Source organism: Burkholderia lata, assembly GCF_000012945.1.
Taxonomy (GTDB): Bacteria; Pseudomonadota; Gammaproteobacteria; order Burkholderiales; family Burkholderiaceae; genus Burkholderia; species Burkholderia lata.
The window spans coordinates 1-19212 of record NC_007509.1 but is presented as its reverse complement, the minus strand read 5'-3'; the positions used below and the strand labels follow the sequence as shown (position 1 = coordinate 19212).

Below are 19212 nucleotides of genomic sequence, written 5' to 3'. Positions count from 1 at the left end.
ATAGCGAATCATGTCGCTGATAGCACGCATCCAGTATGTCAATTTTCTGACCTACAGCAACCCGGACAGCAGGGACCGCAAACCTGCCATGCGGGTCGTGGAATTCTCGCCGCTAAAGTACTCGACCGCGATCAACATCCCGAACGGCCACGGGAAAACCAACATGATCTCCGCGTTGCTCTATTTGCTGAGCCGCGACACCAAACTCAAGGGTATCGCCCTACCGCTGTTTACCCCCCGTCGATGTGGCGCCCCGTCTCATATCCGCGTTCAGTTATGGGACTTGCAGGACGATCTTTCACAGACTGACCTGAATCTCGACGAAGGTTTGCTGGACCCCAAAGACCTTCCCAACAAGAACGATCATCATGTATTCGGTCTGTGTGCTTATCAGGGCGACGAACCGAGGTTCTACTACTACCGGGGCGTTTTGGAAGACTGCCCGGTCTTCGATCGTACTGAAGGCGGATATTTGTATCATCACGAGGCGGAGGTGCAGCAGGTCGTGAAGCTCGTAGGCGGCACGTGGAATATTTCGTCGGTGCACGAGTGGCGCTCCCTCATCACCAGCCACATCCCGAGCCGCGTGCTAGCACAGCAGGTCAAGTTCCATCTTGCCGGCGGCGGCGACAAGTCCGCTCAGCTTCATCAGGTCGAGGTGGATGGCGACGAAAGCTTCGATCAGGCGTTTTTCCGGACAGTTATTGCGCAGGAACTCCTTATATCAACCAGTGAACCGGAAAGCGATCCCGACGATCCGCGGGAGAATTTCGAGGACTTGTTGTATGCCCATTTCAGCAAGATGGCGTCAGCCACCATCAAAGCGGAACAGGAACAACAAGTCATAAGGGAACAGGAAGGAATCGTGCACGATCTCGCCGGCTTGGTGATCGCCGGCGAGAAGGCCAACGAGGGCCATGGCGAGTATCAAAGGCTAATCGCGAACATCGCCCGCGACGGTGCGCTGGTCTGGCATTTTGTGCGTAACGATCCGCTTCCAGGACTGCTGGATGTACGTCGACAGCCGTCCGGACGCGTGGGCGAGATCGTACCCTACATTGTGATCGACAAGATATATGGGGCAATGATCCTGGATGCAGGCCTCGAAAAGCTTACGAATGTCGAGGCGAGTGCTCTAAACCAAGTTTCTGGACGACAGCGCCTCTTGAAGCAAGAAGTAGATCAAACGCAAGTCATTGATTTTGCTTGCAATCTCGATCTGAAGACAAGCCCCAAAGGCGGTGGTTACGCCCGAAAAGGCTACACATTGGACACCGCCCTTGAACTTGTGCCGCTACTGCGAGAAGTCGGCACGGCAAGACTAGCCGGAGCCACCGACACACTCAAGCAGGCGTTCGCCTGGGTGGAAAACACTGCCGACACCAATAGCTACCGCACGATCGCACGTCGGCTTGCGACAGAAATCAAGCAGCATCAGGAAGAAATAAGATGTCGGGCGAGTGAAATCGTCGAGTGGGAGATCGAAGTCAGAGAATTGAGCGACAGGATTACGAAATACGACCAAGCCAAGGGGGCTTACGAGGATTTGGCCACGAGCGGCCATTTCACTTCGGACGAGTTAAACGCCCCCGAGTTGCTCACTGACCAGGTCAAAAAAGAGCTTCGCGCAGCAGAAGGCGCCCTATCGGACCACGACAAGCGCGTCGGCAGCCTCGAAAGTATCTTCGACAGCCACCGAGCCTTCTGCCAGAAGAACGCCGGTATCCCAGCGCGCACCCGGCTAGAGGAGTTATCCGCACGGGCCACCAGTACTCGGGACGACCGGACCCACGCTGAGCAACGTTTGGAGCGTTCCAAGGCAGAATTAGCCCAGCTCAATGTGTCGAAGGTGGAACAGGAGGGGCAATACAAGCAAAATCAGCAGCAGCTTGACGTACTGCTCGAGTTGCAATCACATCAGCCTGCCTACACGAAGTGGTTCGGCGATACGTTGCCCCATGACATTGACATCCGCGGGAACATCAAAGAGATTACCGACGACGAGAAAGCGCTCGCGCAGCGCCGTGAGGAGCGTGAACGATTCTTGCACACGATTTCAGTGCTCTCGCTGACTGTTCCGCGCTACCGCGAACTGTTCGGTGATGCGGATGCAGAGAGCATCGACATTTCCGGTGCTCTTCAAAATATCTCTACCCAAGAAAAAGCACTAGGAGCGAGGCGAGGCGCGGCCGATGCACTCCATACGCGCATCCAGAGCTTGAAATCGTTCGTCGAGATATTCCACCGGATTTTCGGGAACACCGATCCAACGATGCTCGATCCCGGCCAGGAGCGTGCCGACTTGCAGAAAGATATCGCTCTGACCGAAGCCGTCGTCGAGTCGCTCGGATCTCAAGTGTCCAGGCTCAACCTGTTTCGCGACGAGCATCCAGGTTGGACCGCTGCCGCATGGCTCGCTGATATGGAATCACAGCGCGCGACACGACTTCGTCAAATTGCCCAATACAACCAGCAGATCCTGACGGCAGAACGCCAACTCGCTGAGTTGATGTCCGATCCGGTGGCCCGACCGGAAGATGTAGCTTGCGCCCATGCTCTTCTCGACGAAGCGGTTCCGTTCGTTCCACTTCACATCTTCGTCGAGAGTCACTGCCCACCTACCGTGAAACAGCAATGGCTAACGCACTTCTCCGCGTTGCTATTTGCGCCGGTCGTGGAATCCATCGAGGAGGCGGCCGAGGCCGCTCGCATCCTGCATGATGGTCAGTTCATGATGCCCGTCCTAATCGCCAGCCGGTTAAGGGACGTAATGGAGAGCGACGCACCGGCACTGGCCCTGGAAGGCGAATGTGCATATACGTGGCTTGCCGGCATCAAGACACGCCTGGTGCATTGCCTCCTGAATCCAGCCGCCGTGGAAGAAGAGCGAACTTTGGCCAAGCAACGGCTCAGTGAGCTTCGGGAGCTGCTCGCGCGAGAGGAAGAGGCACTTGGCCACCTCTCGGAGACGTCCCCATCCGTGCTGCTCGCCCGCGATGCTGCACGGGCCGAAACATCCAATGCAGAGACAGAACTGACTGCGAGTTCCGAGCGATTCAAAGAACTGCGCAAGCAGTTGCCCGATGTCTTGGCTCGGAATTCCTCTGAAGCACTGGACAGTATTCAGAATACACGCGAATACCAATCGCTCATCAGGCAGCACGGCGAGAATGTTGCAGAACGGATTGAGGAGGAATTGCATCAACTCGATGAGCAAGCTGACGTCTTGAGGCAAGCACGAGAATGGCACGAGGCGCGCAATTCCGACACCGTGCGTGAAGTCATCATGGATATGCGTCGCTATCAGGCTTTGTTGGCAGAGCACGGCGTCGATGCGCTTCAAAAAGCCACTCAGGATCTTCAGAAAATCGCCGAAGAAGCCGAGGATCTACGGCGCTCGCGAGAATGGTACGAGGCGAGAGATCAAGACGACATACATGCCGCGGTCAGCGCGATGCGTCGATACCGGGACGTTGATGGTGATGCGGAAGTTGTGCGACTTGAGAACGTAGTTAAGGTCAGTACGGAAAAACTCAGTGCGATAGCAACGAAGATTGTCTCGGCAACTCACAACGTCAACGAAGACGAAAATCATTTATCCACGGCACGCGACACTGAATCAAACGCATCGGCAGCTTACCTCGAGAACAAGCAATATCTCGAAGCGTTGGTAAGCTTCAGCGAGAGCAAAGATCTTGCGTTCATGGAGACTCATGAAGAATCACGCATATCTCTGGAAATCGACAAACGTCGCGCAGATGCACGGAAAAGCTACCAGAGTCAGTTCCCTCACGCCCAACGTTACGTCAATGCAACCAGAGATGGCCAGACAAGCGAACAGGAATTGCTTACTCGCAAAGCCAGCGTGGAAATTAAGGTGACGGAGGCGAATCGACAGCAGGAACAGGATCGTTTAGTCGTAGAGGAAAAAATAGAGAGGCGCGACACGCTGAAGAACTATCAGGATGCCCTACATGAAGCAGCCTGCCAGCTGTTGGGCGAGTTCCGTGCGGTATCGAACAGCCTCAACGAAATTCGCGCCGCGGTGACTGAAGGTGCCCCCCGTTTTGAGAATACCGCGCTTTATCAGCACGCCGATTCGATACGCGGTAAGCTCGAACGTGCAGATGGCGATCCGTTCTTCCTCGATGATATTCGCACGATCAGCCGTTTGGCTGGTGAACTGGGGTTAGCAGGACAGTCCAAAGACATCGCTCAAGCAAGACGCCTTACCGAACGCCTGACCCGCGAATACCAGGATCGCAAGAGTAGCTTCTGCACGGAGATCATCACTGGAACTCGGAGAGGACTATCTGTACTCAACGCCGAATGGTTGCTAAGTCAGGATCGCTTTGATGCACCGCTGGAAATGAAGACTCAGATAGAGGTCAGTCTTGCGAGCAATAGAGCGCTACTACAGCAGGCGACCACAAGCCTCGAATTTGCCCGCGACAAGACAACAGAGATGCTGACGATATTGGCAAAGGACGCAGAACGGGCTCTGTCAATTCTGGATGAGGCGATGACGACGACTCCGACTTCTCGCTTCTACGTCAACGCAAACGTCATAACCGAAGATAAGATTGGCGATCTTCTGGATCACCTCTATAGCAACATCGAGGCCGAAATGCGACGAAAAGCTGATTCCAGCTCCCTGGTCGCTGAGAAACGACACCGCAAGCGTGCACTCGACGAACTGCGCACCGAAGTCTATCGCTCGCTGTTCTCCGATGTCAGTGTGGAGTTTCGCCATCCCTCCATCTGGGAAGGCGGGCAGCACCCTTTGACTTCGAAGGGGTTGAGCGAGGGCATGCGGACCGCGATTAGTCTGATGTGGATCGCGAAGCTCGCCGAGTTCCGCCTGCGGCAGGCAATCGATCAAGCGGGTGGCATGAGGCGGCAAAACCGTGCCGCGCTTCGCAAGGAGCGGTACTTTGTCATCCTGGATGGACTCTTCTCCAATCTCAGTCACGACGACATGATCGATTCGGCGATGGAGTCGCTTCGTCTGTCTGCCGGCCATTTCCAGTTAATCGGGATGATCCATCACCCGAGATACATCAACAACCCTAAGATATTCCCCGCGTACTTCGTCGGGCGGCCATATCGCGCGAACGGCGGCAAGCATTCGTGGCTCACGGTCGACCCGCATAAGGCTCCGCCCGGCTCGCTAGGCGTGTTCGGATCGCAATTCAGCAGCTAGGACATCATGGCGGCCGAAAACATAGAAAAACTCGTCAATGTACTGAGGCAACAGACCCGTAAGAGCACCGTCTTGCAGGGTGGTACGTTGATCGACCGGCTGACACACGCGACTGGCCTGGACGCGGCAGCAATTCGGGCCGGTTTCAAGGACATGCGAACGCGCGGGTGGATCGAAGCAAGCTCGTGGTCAGGAACCGGTAATCCAGTGGGTCGCGTGAAAGTGAACTTGCCGCCGCTGCCGCCACCATCCTGGGCCGAGGGTTGGAAAGATGCCCTGATTACTTGCGAGCGGCTTTCCGATTCCGACCGCGATGCGCTGTTCGAGTGCGGGGCCAGCCTAGCTGACATGGACGCCTCGGAATTCCCTAAAATCCTTGACGGACTTATTCGGCTACGTGAGGATCAGCTCGCACTCGCCGGCAGTCCTGCCTACTTGGTAAGTGCAAGGTATCTGCGAGGCTCATCGAAGATGTTGAGCAAACTAGGGGCCCGCGCCATCAAAGCGTTCGGTATCGATCTTTCTAGATTTCCCTACCATCCTCCCTATGTCATCACCGCCGGGGCATCCAATCCTGAGGCAGTAGTGCTGGTGGAAAATCCGGCAGCTTTTGAACTGGCAGTCACGACATCGGCTATTGAGCACTGCGCATTTATCGCCACCTTTGGTTTCGGATTGAGCAAAGCATCGGAGGATTTCGGCAACCAACTCGCGGGCATGGTCGAGGAGTATTTCTACAGTGCTGTGACATTGGTACGTGAGGGATCTAGAACACCCTCTGCAAGAGAGTTGCTCAATCACCCCAACATCACCTTCTGGGGCGATCTTGACATCGCCGGGATGGAGATTCACGAGCGAATCGCCAAACGCCATTCTCATGTACGACTATCGGCACTATATGGACCGATGCTCGAGGCCGTCCTGGTGGAGGACAACCGGCATCCTTATGTGTCAGCCGTCGGAAAGTCTGGTCAGGCTATGTTTCGAGCCACACGTTCGGATGCCTTGGCCATGCTCCGCTACTGCAACGAATGGGCTGCAGATCAGGAATTGGTCACAGCAAACCAAATCGAGGAATTCGCTGGCAAGCCACTCGCGATCTAGAGCTTGCTGGGCTCTGGAGATGATGGAATCTTCGAAAGCAGGCGGCACTAAGCCACAGGTTGACGGAACGTGTCTTAGACGTCTGCCTGCTCTATGACACCAACGCGGTCAAGACACTCATCCAAAACTTTGATGGTTACTCGCGATACGGTATGAGGCCGGTGATCACCGAGGCATGGATGCGCAAGAAGCAACGCGAGCAGGTCAGGGAGACCGAGCGCGGCATCGGGAACCAGTAAACGACAATGGGGCCGCGAGGCCCCGTTTCTTGTTTGGCCGATGTGGTCCGTTACAACCAATGGCTGGCGGTAGCAAGCAACGCGCCCAACGAGAACCACCAAACCCAGCCCAGGCGCTTGTTCAGCGCCTGGATGGAAGCGCTGACCTGTTGGAGTCCGAGACCGGTGTTCGAGCCCGTCAACGTTTCGAGCACGCGATGCATATCTGCCCGAGTTGCCGGCAAGTCTAGATCATCGGGATCACAGGCTACCACGTTGCTGAACCACGATGGATGCTCATGTTCCATCCGTTCCCGCATCCTGGTGAAGAGGTTGTGCGGCAGCAGATCGGAGTGTGAATCGGCGTTGATCACCACCCAGGAAGCTGCACGCAGCGCGTCGCGATGCTCTTGCTCGCGCCACAACTTCGTGTTGCGCACCATCTCGTCGAACCCCATGGCGCCGTCGCGCTCAACGGCACATGCTATCTGGTCCGTGCTCAACGGACTCGATGCGTACACCGCTGCACGCAGAGCAGGATCGTCGCTCGTCAGGAACTCATCCGTCCGCTTGGCATTCTTCGCCAAGGCAAGACGCGCAAGCCCCTTGCGAACGTTTTGGAACGATGAGAGTGACCCGTGTTTGATACCCTCGTCATCGTCGGGCGTCCATCGGGCCGCAGAGGTCAGGGGGTCATCGATGCCGTGGCCGACGGGAAGCAAAACATCGAACAGCCACCCTAGCGTAAATGCCCAAACACGGGTGTTTGGCACAGTCGTCGCCATGTTCCAGGCGGCCTCAAACACCTTGTTATGCAAGAACTCGGCGTAACCGTCAGCGAACGCCTGATCGTAAGGTATCCTCATGCGAGGATTACCCGTCACAGCGCGTAGTGCGGTCAAACGCTGCGGCTCCGAGAGGCATGTCCAGGATGGACCGCCGTTGAAAAACGCTTCAAAAAACTCGTTGCTCAGGGATGGATTCTTAAAAAAAGCAGTCAGTTCCTCATCCGTTGCAGACGGGAACCAGTCCATCGGGCTGTTGGCGAAGAACTCCATCGGCCCGTTGCTCATAAAGCTCGCACCGACGGCAACGTTCGAGAGAAGAGACAAACGGATGGCAAGGGCATGCGTGCCATCACCAGCGTTGGCGGCAAGCAAGGCCCGCCCTGTCGGAAGGTAGCAGCACCATCGTGCAAGGGCGAGATCGATCAGTGGATCGTGCCGTTCTAGCAGCGCCTGTTCGAACTGCTCGTCAACCGTATCGCTGAACGGCTGCTTTGCGACCTGCACGCCGCGATCTTCAAGGTATTTGGCCACCGTCTCAGCCGGACTGGCGACCAACCGCGCCTCGTCCACCACGCTGTTGAAACTTCGCACGTTCATCCCCCGTTGTTTTGTCGAGGAATGTAGCACGTCAAGCAGTACCGCTGATCGCACACGGTGCGGGTTTCGTCCGTCAGCCGTGCCCCAGATGTTTCAAGGCCCAGCCCCAAATCTGGACGATTTGATCGCGGTAGTTCCAGGCTCCAAAACCCACGGCAATCAACGCCCCCCAGAACCAATGCTCCCTGATCTTTTCGATTCCGGCTTTGAACGAGCGCCCGTTCCGCTCGAACCAGTTGGCATTGGTTTTCAGCGTCCCGCTATGCGCGCGCTCCGCGAAGTTGGCGAACACGTCGACTTTCGACAGGGTTGAACGGTGCATGTCCAAGAACCGCTTCTGCTCGAACGCGTCGGCCTCGCTCTGTCCGACCATGAAATCGCGGGGCGTGATGTGGTTCTTTTCCATGAGCGACTGGATGCGTGGGTGACCCGTGTACTTGTTTCCGTAGATCGCAATGAGCACGCGAGACAAGTCCACCAGTTGCTTCTCGTCGATGTGGAAACTTTGTGAGCCCAACACCGCCGCACGGTGTTCCAGCGCCGGGAAACCATAGTTCATGTCTCGCATGTTCCAGTGCAGCCAGGTGTGAAACTGATGGTCGCGAGCGAACGCAAAAAAGTCCGTCAGCATCGCCTGCTCAAACTCGTCGTACCGATTTTCAATCTGGTCGAGAGCATGAGCGCGCTCAGCAGCAAAATGGATCGAAAACGAATGCGTCTGCCCGGATTGCAGGTTTCTTACTGCGATCGATGTGACACGTGGCGAGTCCGCCTTGGTCTGGTCGTAGAAACTCTCGCAAGAGTAGTGAACGATGAGTGTGTTTTCAGGCTTCTTGAACAGGTCGTTCAGTTGCGCTTTCGCCCGTTTCCAGCGGTCGTACAGGTCTTGTTGTTGGCCCATGGTCCAGTGGCTTTTACTTGTTCCGGCGCATAAACATAGCACGACTCAATCTGGTCGACGACTGTCGGAACGATGATCAGACTCGACCACGGGCCGGCACGGCCCCATTTCATGGATTACAGCGCCATGCTTTCAGAGACCCCTTCCCGTCTCGATCTTTTGGTAGCAAAGAACGTCTCGGCCCTCGCACATACGTCGAGAGTAGGCCCGCCGCACTCGTTAATTACTGATGCATCAACGATGCAACGTCACGATGAAAGAATGCGTCAAGATCTTCTTTCCCCAAAAATTGACTAAATATTCTGCCCAAGACACCGCAGATTGAGCTCATGCCCCAGAACGGGCCACTTTTTATTCAAAGACAACTTATTGAGACTGCGGACATCTTTTCTAAGAGACAACACGAATGGACGAGACGGACGAAAGGCATCAGGAGATAAACAAATGTTATCAGGATAAAAATTTGCGCGTATCGCGATGTTTTGCCGGGTCTTAACATGCGGCCAGCTCTCGCAGGATGCCTGACGATCCATGCGGCGCTCACGATACCGATACCCATGGAGACATCCCCGATGCAAGACGCCGCCACGCCGCTCGTCGACGCGCCGCCTGCCCCGCGCCGCCGCTCGGCGCAGACCCGGACGATCATCGCCACCTCGGCCGGCAACGCGCTCGAGATGTTCGACTTCACCGTGTTCAGCTACTTCGCCGCGCTGATCGGCAAGACGTTCTTTCCGGTCGACTCGGGCGCCGGGCCACTGCTGCTCGCGATGGCGACCTTCGGCGTCGGCTTCGTGATGCGCCCGCTCGGTGGCGTGCTGATCGGCAACTACGCCGATCGCGCAGGCCGGCGCGCGGCGCTGACGCTGACGATCCAGCTGATGATCGCGGGCACCGCGCTGATCGCGCTGACGCCGTCCTATGCGCACATCGGCGTCGTCGCGCCGGTGCTGGTCGTGATCGGCCGGCTGCTGCAAGGCCTGTCGGCCGGCGGCGAAATCGGTGCGTCGACTACCTTCCTGATGGAATCGGGTCCGCTGTCCGGCCGCGGCTTCATGGTGAGCTGGCAAATGATCAGCCAGGGCGTCGCGGCGCTGCTCGGCGCGCTCAGCGGTGCGCTGCTGTCGGCCGTGCTGTCGGCAGACGCGCTCGAAAGCTGGGGCTGGCGCGTGCCGTTCCTGCTCGGCCTGCTGCTCGGCCCGGTCGGCTTCTACATCCGCCGGCATCTCGACGAAACGCATGTGCCGACGCACGATGCCGACGGCAGCGCGGTGCGCGAAGTGTTCACGCGCTACCTCGGCCGCGTCGTGCTCGGCACGCTGATGATCATCGGCGGCACGTCGACGCTCTACATCTTCGTGTTCTACATGCCCGCCTATGCGGTACGCACGCTTCACCTGCCGATGGCGACGTCGCTGCTCGCCGGCTGCGCGTCGGGGCTTGCGATGATCGTCGCCGCGCTCGTGTCGGGGCTGTGGATCATCGATCGCCTGCCGCGCCGCAAGCCGATGATCGCCGTCACGTGGCTGCTGTCGCTCGCGTGCGTGTATCCCGCCTTCCGGCTGCTGATCGCCGCGCCGTCGGTGGGGCTGATGGTCGCGATCGTCACCGTCGTGATGGCCTTCGCCACCGCAGGCAGTTCCGCGTTCCTGCTGCTGATCATGGAGGCGTTCCCGCCGCGCGTGCGCGCCACCGCGCTCGCAACGATCTACAGCTTCGGCGTGACGATCTTCGGCGGCTTCGCGCAGTTCAACGTCACGTGGCTGCTGCATCGCACCGGCGATCCGATGTCGCCCGCGTGGTACGTGCTCGCGTGCGGCGCCGTCAGCATGATCGCGCTATGGCGCTTCCGCGAACGCCCGGCCGACTCGCATCACGACGGCCGCTGAACAGCGCGCCGCTTCATTCACGGCGACGCCGGATACCGGCCGCGCCACCCACTATCAGACAACAGAATCCGCGACGTCGACGCGTGCGCGGGCGGGCCCTTGCACGCCTGCGATTCGCGCGCCGACGATCGCGACATCACGAGACAAACGTGCGCAATTCAACCCTGATGGCCGCGTGCTGCGCGGCAACCTGCATGTGGGCCGCGCCGGCCCGCGCCAACGTACAGATCTACGGCGCGCTCGACAGCTTCCTGCAATACGCGCGCATCGGCAGCCAGACGAGCGTCGGCCTGATGAGCGGCGGTGCGTCGACGTCGCGCTTCGGCTTCATCGGCAGCGAGGATCTCGGCGGTGGCCTGCGCGCGAGCTTCCGCCTCGAAAGCGGCTTCGACCTGATGTCCGGGCGCCCGCAGAGCGCAGCATCGTTCTACAACCGCGAAGCCAACGTCGCGATCGGCTCCGCGGACTGGGGGACGATCAAGCTCGGCAAGCAGTATCCGGCGATCGTGCCGGAAGCGGCCGATCCGTTCTATCTCGTCGGCCAGTTGTCGCCGTTCGCGAGCACCGCGCTGATCGGCAGCGATCTCGGGCGCGGTGCCGCGTCGCTGCCCGGGCGCATCGAGAACGCGATCAGCTACAAGACGCCGACCTACGGCGGGCTCGACGTCACCGTGCTCTACGCGTTCCGCAACGCGGCAGGCGCGAGCCCGATCGCCAGCAACGCCGGGGCCGTCGCCAATTTCGCACGCGGCCCGGTGATGCTGAGCGGTGCATACAACGCGATGTGGGCCGCCACGTCGTCGACGCCGGGCGGCGCCCCCGACGGCCCGCGCACCGATTCGGTGATGGCCAGCGCGTCGTATGCGTTCGGTCCGACACTCGCGTCGTTCGCGTACACGCTGATGCGCCCCACCGCGCCCGGCACGCTCGTCGCACAGGTCTATTCGCTGGGTGCGATCTGGCAGCGCGGCCCGCACGCGATCCGCGCCGACCTCGCGTATCGCACGATCGCCGGCCAGGCGAGCCACGCGCTCGGTGCGCTGCTCGGCTACGACTACCAGTTCTCGAAACTCACCGGTGTGTACGTACGGCTCGGCGGCTTCAGAAACACCGGACAGTCGGCGCTGTCGTTCGGCTCCGCACCGATGTCCGCCCCCGGCATGAGCAGCACCGTCTTCGCCCTTGGCCTCCGGCAGAAATTCTGACCGCGCCAGTCTCTTCACAGGAGCAATTCATGACTTCACTCGCCCTCGATTTCATCGACAGCCAGCGTGCACAATTCACCGAGCTGTCCGACCGGATCTGGAACCTCGCCGAGTTGCGCTACGAGGAATTCGCGTCGACCGACCTGCACATCCGGATGCTGGAAGAAGCCGGCTTTCGCGTGACGCGCGGCGTGGCCGACATTCCGACCGCGTTCGTCGCCGAAGCCGGCGACGGCGGCCCCGTGATCGGCATCCTCGGCGAATACGATGCGTTGTCCGGGCTCAGCCAGGAAGCCGGCGCACTCACCTGCCAGCCGTCGGGCGAGATCTCGAACGGCAATGGCCACGGCTGCGGCCACCACCTGCTCGGCACCGCCGCGCATCTCGCCGCGACAGCGGTGAAGGCGCATCTCGAACGCACGGGCCAGCCCGGCACCGTGCGCTTCTACGGCTGCCCGGCCGAGGAAGGCGGTTCCGGCAAGACGTTCATGGCGCGCGCCGGCGTGTTCGACGATCTCGACGCCGCGCTGTCGTGGCACCCGCACGTGTACACCGGCATCTTTCCGGCCGGTTCGCTCGCGAACATCCAGGCGTACTTCCGCTTCACGGGCAAGGCGTCGCACGCCGCCGCGTCGCCGCATCTCGGCCGCAGCGCGCTGGATGCCGTCGAGCTGATGAACGTGGGCGTCAACTACCTGCGCGAACACATGCTGCCCGAAGCGCGCGTGCACTATGCGGTGACGAACACGGGTGGCTTGTCGCCGAACGTCGTGCAGGCCAATGCGGAAGTGCTGTACCTCGTGCGCGCGGCCCGCAACGACCAGGCGGCCGAGCTGTTCGAGCGCGTGAAGAACGTCGCGCGCGGCGCGGCGATGATGACCGATTGCCGGCTCGAGATCGTGTTCGACAAGGCCTGCTCGAACCTGCTGGAAAACGCCGTGCTGAACCAGGTCATGTACCGGCATCTGCAGTCGATCGGCACCGCCGGCTTCGACGCGGACGACGCCGCGCTTGCCGATACGTACCAGCGCCAGACGCTCACTGCTCAGGATATCGAAACGTCATCGCGTTCGCTGAACCAGGCGTGGCGTAATCCGAAAGCGTTGTTCGACGGAATCGATCCGTACGAGCCGGGCAAGGGCCGCCCGATCTGCGGCTCGACCGACGTCGGCGACGTGAGCTGGGTCACGCCGACCGCGCAATGCCATACGAGCTGCTACGCGTTCGGCACGCCGCCGCACTCGTGGCAGTGGGTTGCGCAAGGCAAGACGCCGCTCGCGCACAAGGGCATGCTGCTTGCAGCGAAGACGATGGCCGCGACCGCGATCGACCTGCTCGGCGCACCGGACACGCTCGCGCAGGCGAAGGCCGAATTGCTCGAGCGGCGCGGCGGCCGGCCGTACGTGTGCCCGATTCCGGACGACGTCGCACTGCCGTTCCGCCGTTGACCGGCAGCACCTTCAAGCGAGCGCGGGTGGCGCGGCCAGGCTGACGTCGACGCGCTTCGGCAGCACGCCGGCCTGGTAGAACACGTCGGCGATGCGCTGCTGATACGCGAGCGTGTCGCGCGTGACGGGCTCGACGCCGAAGCGCGCGCGGCGAAACGCGAGCGCTACCGCGGGCTCCGGAATCCCCCACAGCTTCGAGAACTCGGCCGCGCCCTGCGCGCGGTTCGCATCGAGCCATCGCTGGACTGCCGTCAATTCCGACACGGCCACGTCCAGCACGTCGGCATTGTGCTGCGCATACGTGCGCGACGCAAAGTAGTAGCCGCGATTCTCGACGAGCCCGGTGCCATCCGCGACGATGCGTGCACCGAACGCCTGCTGGACTACCGCGAGAAACGGATCCCAGATGATCCACGCATCGACCGAGCGATTCTCGAATGCGGCGCGCGCATCGGACGGTGACAGCCAGACCGGCGAGATGTCGGCATAGTTGAGCTTGGCCGCCTGCAGCAGCCGGACCAGCAGGAAGTGCGTGTTCGATCCCTTCACCAGCGCGATGCGCTTGCCGCGCAGGTCCGCAAAGGTCTTGACCGGCGAATCCTTCGCGACCACCAACGCCTCGGCTGCGGGGCCGGCCGGCGTCTGCGCGTAATAGACGAGTGGTGCGCCGGCCGCGAGCGCGAAGATCGGCGGTGCCTCACCGACATCGCCGAAGTCGATCGATCCCGCGTTCAATGCCTCGAGCTGCGGCGGACCGGACGGAAACTCGGTCCACGTGACGGTCACGCCGAGTGTCGCGAGCTTGCTCTGCAGCGTACCGCGTGCCTTCAACAGGCTGAGTGGCCCTTTCTGATAGCCGATGCGCAACGTACGCACGCCGGCCGTGCTCGCCAGCGCGAAGCCCGGATGCACGGCGGCGCCCGCCGCGATGGCCAGGCCGGCATGCAGGAGCCGGCGGCGGGTTGTGGAGTGTTGGTCTGCCATGTCGTATCGGGTTCGATGAAGAGGATGCAGCTTTGCGCACGCATGCGATGAAGCCGGTCGAACCGATTCTAGGGGGTTGGCGCCACGCACCGAACCAACGATGTTCGATATCGAAAGCAAGCGCTTTCATAAGGGCACGCCGGTTATCCGCGCGTCATTGCCCGGGCCGTCGTGACGAGGCGGCCGATATCCGCCTCAAATACAGGACTACATATTATTCGTGCGATCGATGCACGGCGCCGTGCTCATATGCCGACAGCATGACCTCAGGACTTGCAGGACGCGTGCAGCGCAGCCTCGTCGGTGGCCAGCATTTCGGGCACGCATTCGCGCAGGAAATCGACGAACGTACGGATCTTCGCGTCGAGATACTGACGCGATGCATACAGCGTGTAGACCGTCAGCTTCTGCAACCGGTAGTCGGGCAGCACGCGCACCAGCGCGCCGCTCGCCAGCGCGGGCAATGCCGACGACATCGGCAGCGAACCGATGCCAAGGCCCGCGCGCAGTGCGGCGCCGAGCGCATCGGCGATGTTCACCTGGAAATCCGGCAACGGCAGGTCGAACGTTTCGGGGCCGTCGGGGCCGTCGAGATGCCAGCGATCACGTGGAAACACGGGCGTGACGATCTGCAGGCACGCATGGCCGTCGAGCTCGCGCACCGTGCGCGGCGTACCGCGCTCCTTCAGATACGCGGGCGACGCGCACAACACGCTGTGCACCTCACCGAGCCGCTGTGACACGAGCCCCGAATCGGGCAACTCCGTCGCGCTCAACTGCAGCGACACGTCGTAGCCTTCGTCGATGATGTCGGGCACGTGCTGCGACAGCGTCAGCTCGACCGCGACCGATGGATAGCGCTGCCGGTATCGCACGACCGCGGGCACCACGTAGGCCTGGCCAAAGCTCGTCGTCGCATGGACATGCAGCCGTCCGGACGGCTTTGCCTGTGCGTCGGCCGCCTCGGATTCCGCTTCTTCGATATAACCGAGGATGCGCTGGCAGCGGTCGAGATAGCGCTGCCCGGCGTCGGTCAGCGCGATGCGGCGCGTGCTGCGGTTGAGCAGGCGCGTGCGCAGGTGCGTTTCGAGCTGCGCGACCGACCGCGAGGCGTAGGCCGTCGTGATGTCCAGGCGCTGGGCCGCGCTTGTGAAGCTGCCCTCCTCCGCCACCCGGACGAAAATGCGCATCATCTGTAACGTGTCCATCGACCTGTCCCCGGGATTGAGATCACGTCGCGCCACCGCGCGGCCACGGTGCCGGCGGCTCCGGCGCAGGCCGGTCTGGCGCGAATTGTGCGGAACAGTACAGCAGCAGTGCTGACGTGTCCAGTTCGCCGTATGCGGCGTAATCCGGACGCCGAATCGAGTCGCCGAGTCGCCGTGTGCGCGATGTCCGGCCCGAGCGAATGCGCGACCGGTCGCGCCGGCACACGAGCGGCATCGGATCGGCAAAAACTACCCGGCGACCACGGTGCCGCCCCGCGATTCACGGCATGGTTGACGCATTACGCCCCGGCGGCCGCATCGAACGGATTGCGCAACACGATCGTGTCGTCGCGCTCCGCGCCGGTCGTGATCATCGAGACCGGTGCGCCCGCGACCGCTTCGACGCGTGCAATGAAATCCTGCGCGGCGCGCGGCAGCGCCGCACGTTCACGTACCCCCTTCACGGTACCGCGCCAGCCGTCGAACCGCTCGTACACCGGCTTCGCGCGCGACTGCGCATCGAGGCTCGCGGGCAGATGATCGACCCGCGCGCCATCGAATTCGTAGCCGACGCACAGCTCGATCGACTCGAAACCGTCGAGTACGTCGAGCTTGGTGAGCGCCAGCGAATCGATGCCCGAGATCCTGACGGCCTGACGCAGCTGCGCGGCATCGAGCCACCCGCAGCGGCGTGGCCGGCCGGTATTCACGCCGAACTCCTGCCCGCGCGCGCGCAGCGTTTCGCCGGTCGCGTCGGACAGCTCGGTGAGGAACGGGCCGCCGCCAACCCGCGTCGCATACGCCTTGGTGACGCCCAGCACGTGGCCGAGCTTCGACGCACCCAGCCCCGTGCCGGCCGCCGCCGCCGATGCAACGGTGCCGGACGACGTCACGAACGGGTACGTGCCCCAGTCGATGTCCAGCATCACGGCTTGGGACCCTTCAAACAGGATGCGCTCGCCGCGGTCGGTCGCGTCGTTGAGATCGGCCCAGACGGGGCGCACGAACGGCAGGATCCGCGGCGCAAGGTCGACCAGCGTCGCCAGCATCGCGTCGCGGGAATACTCGTCGAGCCCCAGGCCGCGGAACCACGCGTTGTGATGGTCGACGAGCACATCCAGTTTGGCGGCGAGCCGGCCCGGTTCCGCGAGATCGCCGACGCGCAGCCCGCGGCGCCCGACCTTGTCCTCGTAGGCCGGCCCGATCCCGCGCAGCGTGGTGCCGATCGGCTCGCGGCGCAAGCGCTCCTGAGCCTGGTCGATCGCGCGGTGGATCGGCAGCACCAGCGTCGCGTTCTCGGCGATCGACAGGTTGTCCGGCGTCACCGACAGCCCGAGCTCGGCCATCCGGCCGATTTCCGCGAGCAGCGCTTCCGGATCGAGCGCCACCCCGTTGCCGATCACGCCGCGCTTGCCGCGCACGACGCCGCTCGGCAGGAGCGCGAGCTTGTACGTCTTGCCGCCGACCACCAGCGTATGACCCGCGTTGTGGCCGCCGTTGTAGCGTGCAACGAGATCGGCCTGTGCCGCCAGCCAGTCCACGACGCGCCCCTTACCTTCGTCGCCCCATTGGGCGCCCACGACCACCACGTTCGGCATGCTCCGCACTCCATGTGAGAAATTCAGACAATCGTTCGGCCGAGCCGGCCGTTTGTGTGCCATATTGGCGGAGCTTAAGCACCCGATCAAACGATTAATCCTGAACCATCGTGTGAGTAAATTTCACACGAAAGATGCCATGGCCCGACGACTCCCTCCGCTGAATTCCCTGCGTGCGTTCGAAGCCGCCGCGCGCCTCGGCAGTTTCACGCTGGCCGCGGACGAACTGTGCGTGACCCATGGCGCGATCAGCCGGCACGTGCAGCAGCTGGAGGCGTGGCTCGGACGCCCGCTGTTCGAGCGCCATAACCGGCGGGTCGAGCTGACCGACTCGGGCCGCGCGTATCTCGCCGAGGTCGGCGCGTCGTTCGACCGGATCGCGCTCGCCACCGCACAGCATTTCGGCCATGCGCAGCAGCGCGTGCTGCGCGTGAGCGCACCCGCGACGTTTTCGTTGCGCTGGCTGGTGCCGAAGCTGTCGTCGTTCCAGGTCGCCCATCCGGCCATCGAGGTGCGGCTGTCGACGTCGAACGAGCCGATCGACAAGCTGCGCGACAAGGTCGACCTGATCGTTCGCGGCGGCCCACAGGCCATCGACGGTTACGTTGCCGAGGAATTCCTGTCCGAAGTCCGGCTGCCGGTGTGTGCGCCGAAGCTGCTCGAGGGGCGGCCGTTGCATACGCCCGCCGATCTCGCCGGCTTCACGCTGCTGCACGCGGCCACCTATCCCGGCATGTGGCCCGAATGGCTCGCGGCAGCCGGGCAGCCGAATCTCGTGCCGCGCCACTCGCTCACGCTCGAGCATTTCTACCTGACGCTGCAAGGCGCGCTCGACGGGCTCGGCGTCGCGATGGGGCCGATCGCGCTCGTCGCAGACGACATCGCCGAAGGTCGGCTCGTACAGCCGTTCAGCGAACCGGCGCTGCCGCCGTGGCGTTACTTCACGTACGTGGCGTCCGCACGCGCGAACGACGAAGCGGTGCGGGCGTTCAAGGAATGGCTGAAGGTGACGGGAAATGCGGCTGCGCCGCTGGGGCCGAGCTGACCGCGTCGGTGTGCGGGTCGCGCGCGCCAAGACACGCAGGAATCCGAATCAAATGATGCAAGCGTATGGATTGCGTTTGCGTTTGTCGATACCTGGAATGTCGTTTTCGATGTGCGCCGCGAGGCCGCGACGCACGCGGCAAGCCGCGGATCGAACCGTGGCTTGCCGCCGGACGACGCTTACTGACCAGCGCCGGCAGCCTTCTTCTGCGCGTTCTGCAGGTTCTGCGGATAGTTCGGATCATTGGCCGCCGGCTTGTAACCAGCGTCTTCGAGTTTCTTCAGCTCGGCGGTGTTCTTCGCACGTGCCGCCTTGTGCTCTGCCTTGCGTTGGGCCCTGGCCGCCTTGCGTGCCTGGCTCTTCGCTGCCTTCGCGTCCTGTGCCGCGGGCGCGCTGGCGTCGGTCTGCGCAAAAGCAGGAACTGCCGAGCCGAACAGGAACGCGGCTGCAGTAGCAGCCAGCGTGAGTTTTCTGATCTGGATTCGCATCGCTGAACTCTCTTTTCTGGTTTATCACGGATTGAAAGACCATCGAGATACCGCCCCTGCCCCGATCGGTTGTCATGCCGCGCTCGGGACCTGTGCATCATAACCGCGCCGCGAAAAATGTGGCGTCAACGTGAGAGCGGAATTGGGATACACGTATGGGAGAAAACGTGGATGCCGCTCGACGGTCACAGGCAGGACGAACTGTGTGGCGCGTGTCGGCGCGCGCCGACACGCGCTGTGGTGGAAACAGGAAACGGTCGGTGTACCCGCGCTTCGGTGACGAGGACGGCTCATGTACGCGCGGTGCAGTGCGGTGTGAGGTACCCGAGACTGTTTCATAGGTGGGGTTGCCGGCACGCCGACGCTTGATTTGACTGTTATCAGATCAATCGCGATCACAGCATCAGCAGTCGAACTGTGTGTTGCGTTGCCAGTCGACGCGGTTCAAGTGACGGTTCCTCCCATAAACGACCACGATTCGGCTTTTCCGTGATCAAGGCATGCGCGATTGCATTGCCACAGCGCACAGCAGTCGC

12 protein-coding genes are annotated in these 19212 nt (G+C 61.6%); 6 read left to right on the top strand and 6 right to left on the bottom strand.

The annotated features are described in order from the left end of the window. Nucleotides 1–10 precede the first annotated feature (10 nt). Together BCEP18194_RS00070 and BCEP18194_RS00065 are read left to right on the top strand one after the other, a co-directional pair. Nucleotides 11–5203 carry a hypothetical protein gene (locus BCEP18194_RS00070; RefSeq protein ID WP_041492378.1) on the top strand — a complete coding sequence of 1731 codons (5193 nt, stop codon included), beginning with the start codon at nucleotides 11–13 and terminating at the stop codon, nucleotides 5201–5203. 6 nt (nucleotides 5204–5209) lie between these two features. Next, entirely contained in the window at nucleotides 5210–6307 is a 1098-nt protein-coding gene (locus BCEP18194_RS00065) for a hypothetical protein (protein ID WP_011349229.1), read from the top strand. A 289-nt stretch (nucleotides 6308–6596) separates the two neighbouring features. On the opposite strand, the gene BCEP18194_RS00055 is transcribed toward BCEP18194_RS00065, so the two are convergent. Then, entirely contained in the window at nucleotides 6597–7910 is a 1314-nt protein-coding gene (locus tag BCEP18194_RS00055) for a hypothetical protein (protein ID WP_050781519.1), read from the bottom strand. A gap of 73 nt (nucleotides 7911–7983) precedes the next feature. Further along, complete coding sequence (locus BCEP18194_RS00050) at nucleotides 7984–8811, bottom strand: hypothetical protein (RefSeq protein WP_011349227.1); 828 nt, start codon at nucleotides 8809–8811, stop codon at nucleotides 7984–7986. Nucleotides 8812–9368: 557 nt separating this feature from the next. On the opposite strand from BCEP18194_RS00050, the gene BCEP18194_RS00045 reads away from it, so the two are divergent. From BCEP18194_RS00045 to BCEP18194_RS00035, 3 genes are all read left to right on the top strand, one after another. After that, nucleotides 9369–10700: an MFS transporter gene (locus BCEP18194_RS00045; RefSeq protein ID WP_041492376.1), complete on the top strand. Its 1332-nt coding sequence runs from the start codon at nucleotides 9369–9371 to the stop codon at nucleotides 10698–10700. Between the two features lie 149 nt (nucleotides 10701–10849). Further along, nucleotides 10850–11905, top strand: a complete 1056-nt coding sequence (locus BCEP18194_RS00040) for a porin (protein ID WP_157687075.1) — start codon at nucleotides 10850–10852, stop codon at nucleotides 11903–11905. Between the two features lie 29 nt (nucleotides 11906–11934). Next, nucleotides 11935–13353 carry a M20 family metallopeptidase gene (locus BCEP18194_RS00035; protein ID WP_011349224.1) on the top strand — a complete coding sequence of 473 codons (1419 nt, stop codon included), beginning with the start codon at nucleotides 11935–11937 and terminating at the stop codon, nucleotides 13351–13353. 12 nt (nucleotides 13354–13365) lie between these two features. On the opposite strand, the gene BCEP18194_RS00030 is transcribed toward BCEP18194_RS00035, so the two are convergent. The 3 genes from BCEP18194_RS00030 to BCEP18194_RS00015 all read right to left on the bottom strand — a co-directional run bounded on the left by BCEP18194_RS00030 (nucleotide 13366) and on the right by BCEP18194_RS00015 (nucleotide 17143). Next, nucleotides 13366–14337, bottom strand: a complete 972-nt coding sequence (locus tag BCEP18194_RS00030; protein ID WP_011349223.1) for an aliphatic sulfonate ABC transporter substrate-binding protein — start codon at nucleotides 14335–14337, stop codon at nucleotides 13366–13368. 266 nt (nucleotides 14338–14603) lie between these two features. Further along, complete coding sequence (locus tag BCEP18194_RS00025) at nucleotides 14604–15545, bottom strand: LysR family transcriptional regulator (protein WP_011349222.1); 942 nt, start codon at nucleotides 15543–15545, stop codon at nucleotides 14604–14606. Between the two features lie 299 nt (nucleotides 15546–15844). Continuing rightward, nucleotides 15845–17143: an adenylosuccinate synthase gene (locus tag BCEP18194_RS00015; protein ID WP_011349221.1), complete on the bottom strand. Its 1299-nt coding sequence runs from the start codon at nucleotides 17141–17143 to the stop codon at nucleotides 15845–15847. Between the two features lie 139 nt (nucleotides 17144–17282). Between BCEP18194_RS00015 and gcvA the strand changes: the two genes are divergently transcribed. Continuing rightward, the gene (gene gcvA / locus BCEP18194_RS00010; RefSeq protein WP_011349220.1) at nucleotides 17283–18188 is read left to right on the top strand and encodes a transcriptional regulator GcvA; all 906 of its coding nucleotides are present in this window, start codon (nucleotides 17283–17285) and stop codon (nucleotides 18186–18188) included. A gap of 179 nt (nucleotides 18189–18367) precedes the next feature. On the opposite strand, the gene BCEP18194_RS00005 is transcribed toward gcvA, so the two are convergent. Beyond that, complete coding sequence (locus BCEP18194_RS00005) at nucleotides 18368–18676, bottom strand: hypothetical protein (RefSeq protein ID WP_011349219.1); 309 nt, start codon at nucleotides 18674–18676, stop codon at nucleotides 18368–18370. Nucleotides 18677–19212 lie beyond the last annotated feature (536 nt).

What these genes read in the sequence shown, in the direction of transcription:
- BCEP18194_RS00025 (WP_011349222.1), bottom strand. Translation starts at nt 15,545, where the DNA reads ATGGACACGTTACAGATGATGCGCATTTTCGTCCGGGTGGCGGAGGAG.
- BCEP18194_RS00045 (WP_041492376.1), top strand. Translation starts at nt 9,369, where the DNA reads ATGGAGACATCCCCGATGCAAGACGCCGCCACGCCGCTCGTCGACGCG.
- BCEP18194_RS00055 (WP_050781519.1), bottom strand. Translation starts at nt 7,910, where the DNA reads ATGAACGTGCGAAGTTTCAACAGCGTGGTGGACGAGGCGCGGTTGGTC.
- BCEP18194_RS00050 (WP_011349227.1), bottom strand. Translation starts at nt 8,811, where the DNA reads ATGGGCCAACAACAAGACCTGTACGACCGCTGGAAACGGGCGAAAGCG.
- BCEP18194_RS00070 (WP_041492378.1), top strand. Translation starts at nt 11, where the DNA reads ATGTCGCTGATAGCACGCATCCAGTATGTCAATTTTCTGACCTACAGC.
- BCEP18194_RS00015 (WP_011349221.1), bottom strand. Translation starts at nt 17,143, where the DNA reads ATGCCGAACGTGGTGGTCGTGGGCGCCCAATGGGGCGACGAAGGTAAG.
- BCEP18194_RS00030 (WP_011349223.1), bottom strand. Translation starts at nt 14,337, where the DNA reads ATGGCAGACCAACACTCCACAACCCGCCGCCGGCTCCTGCATGCCGGC.
- BCEP18194_RS00005 (WP_011349219.1), bottom strand. Translation starts at nt 18,676, where the DNA reads ATGCGAATCCAGATCAGAAAACTCACGCTGGCTGCTACTGCAGCCGCG.
- BCEP18194_RS00065 (WP_011349229.1), top strand. Translation starts at nt 5,210, where the DNA reads ATGGCGGCCGAAAACATAGAAAAACTCGTCAATGTACTGAGGCAACAG.
- BCEP18194_RS00035 (WP_011349224.1), top strand. Translation starts at nt 11,935, where the DNA reads ATGACTTCACTCGCCCTCGATTTCATCGACAGCCAGCGTGCACAATTC.
- gcvA (WP_011349220.1), top strand. Translation starts at nt 17,283, where the DNA reads ATGGCCCGACGACTCCCTCCGCTGAATTCCCTGCGTGCGTTCGAAGCC.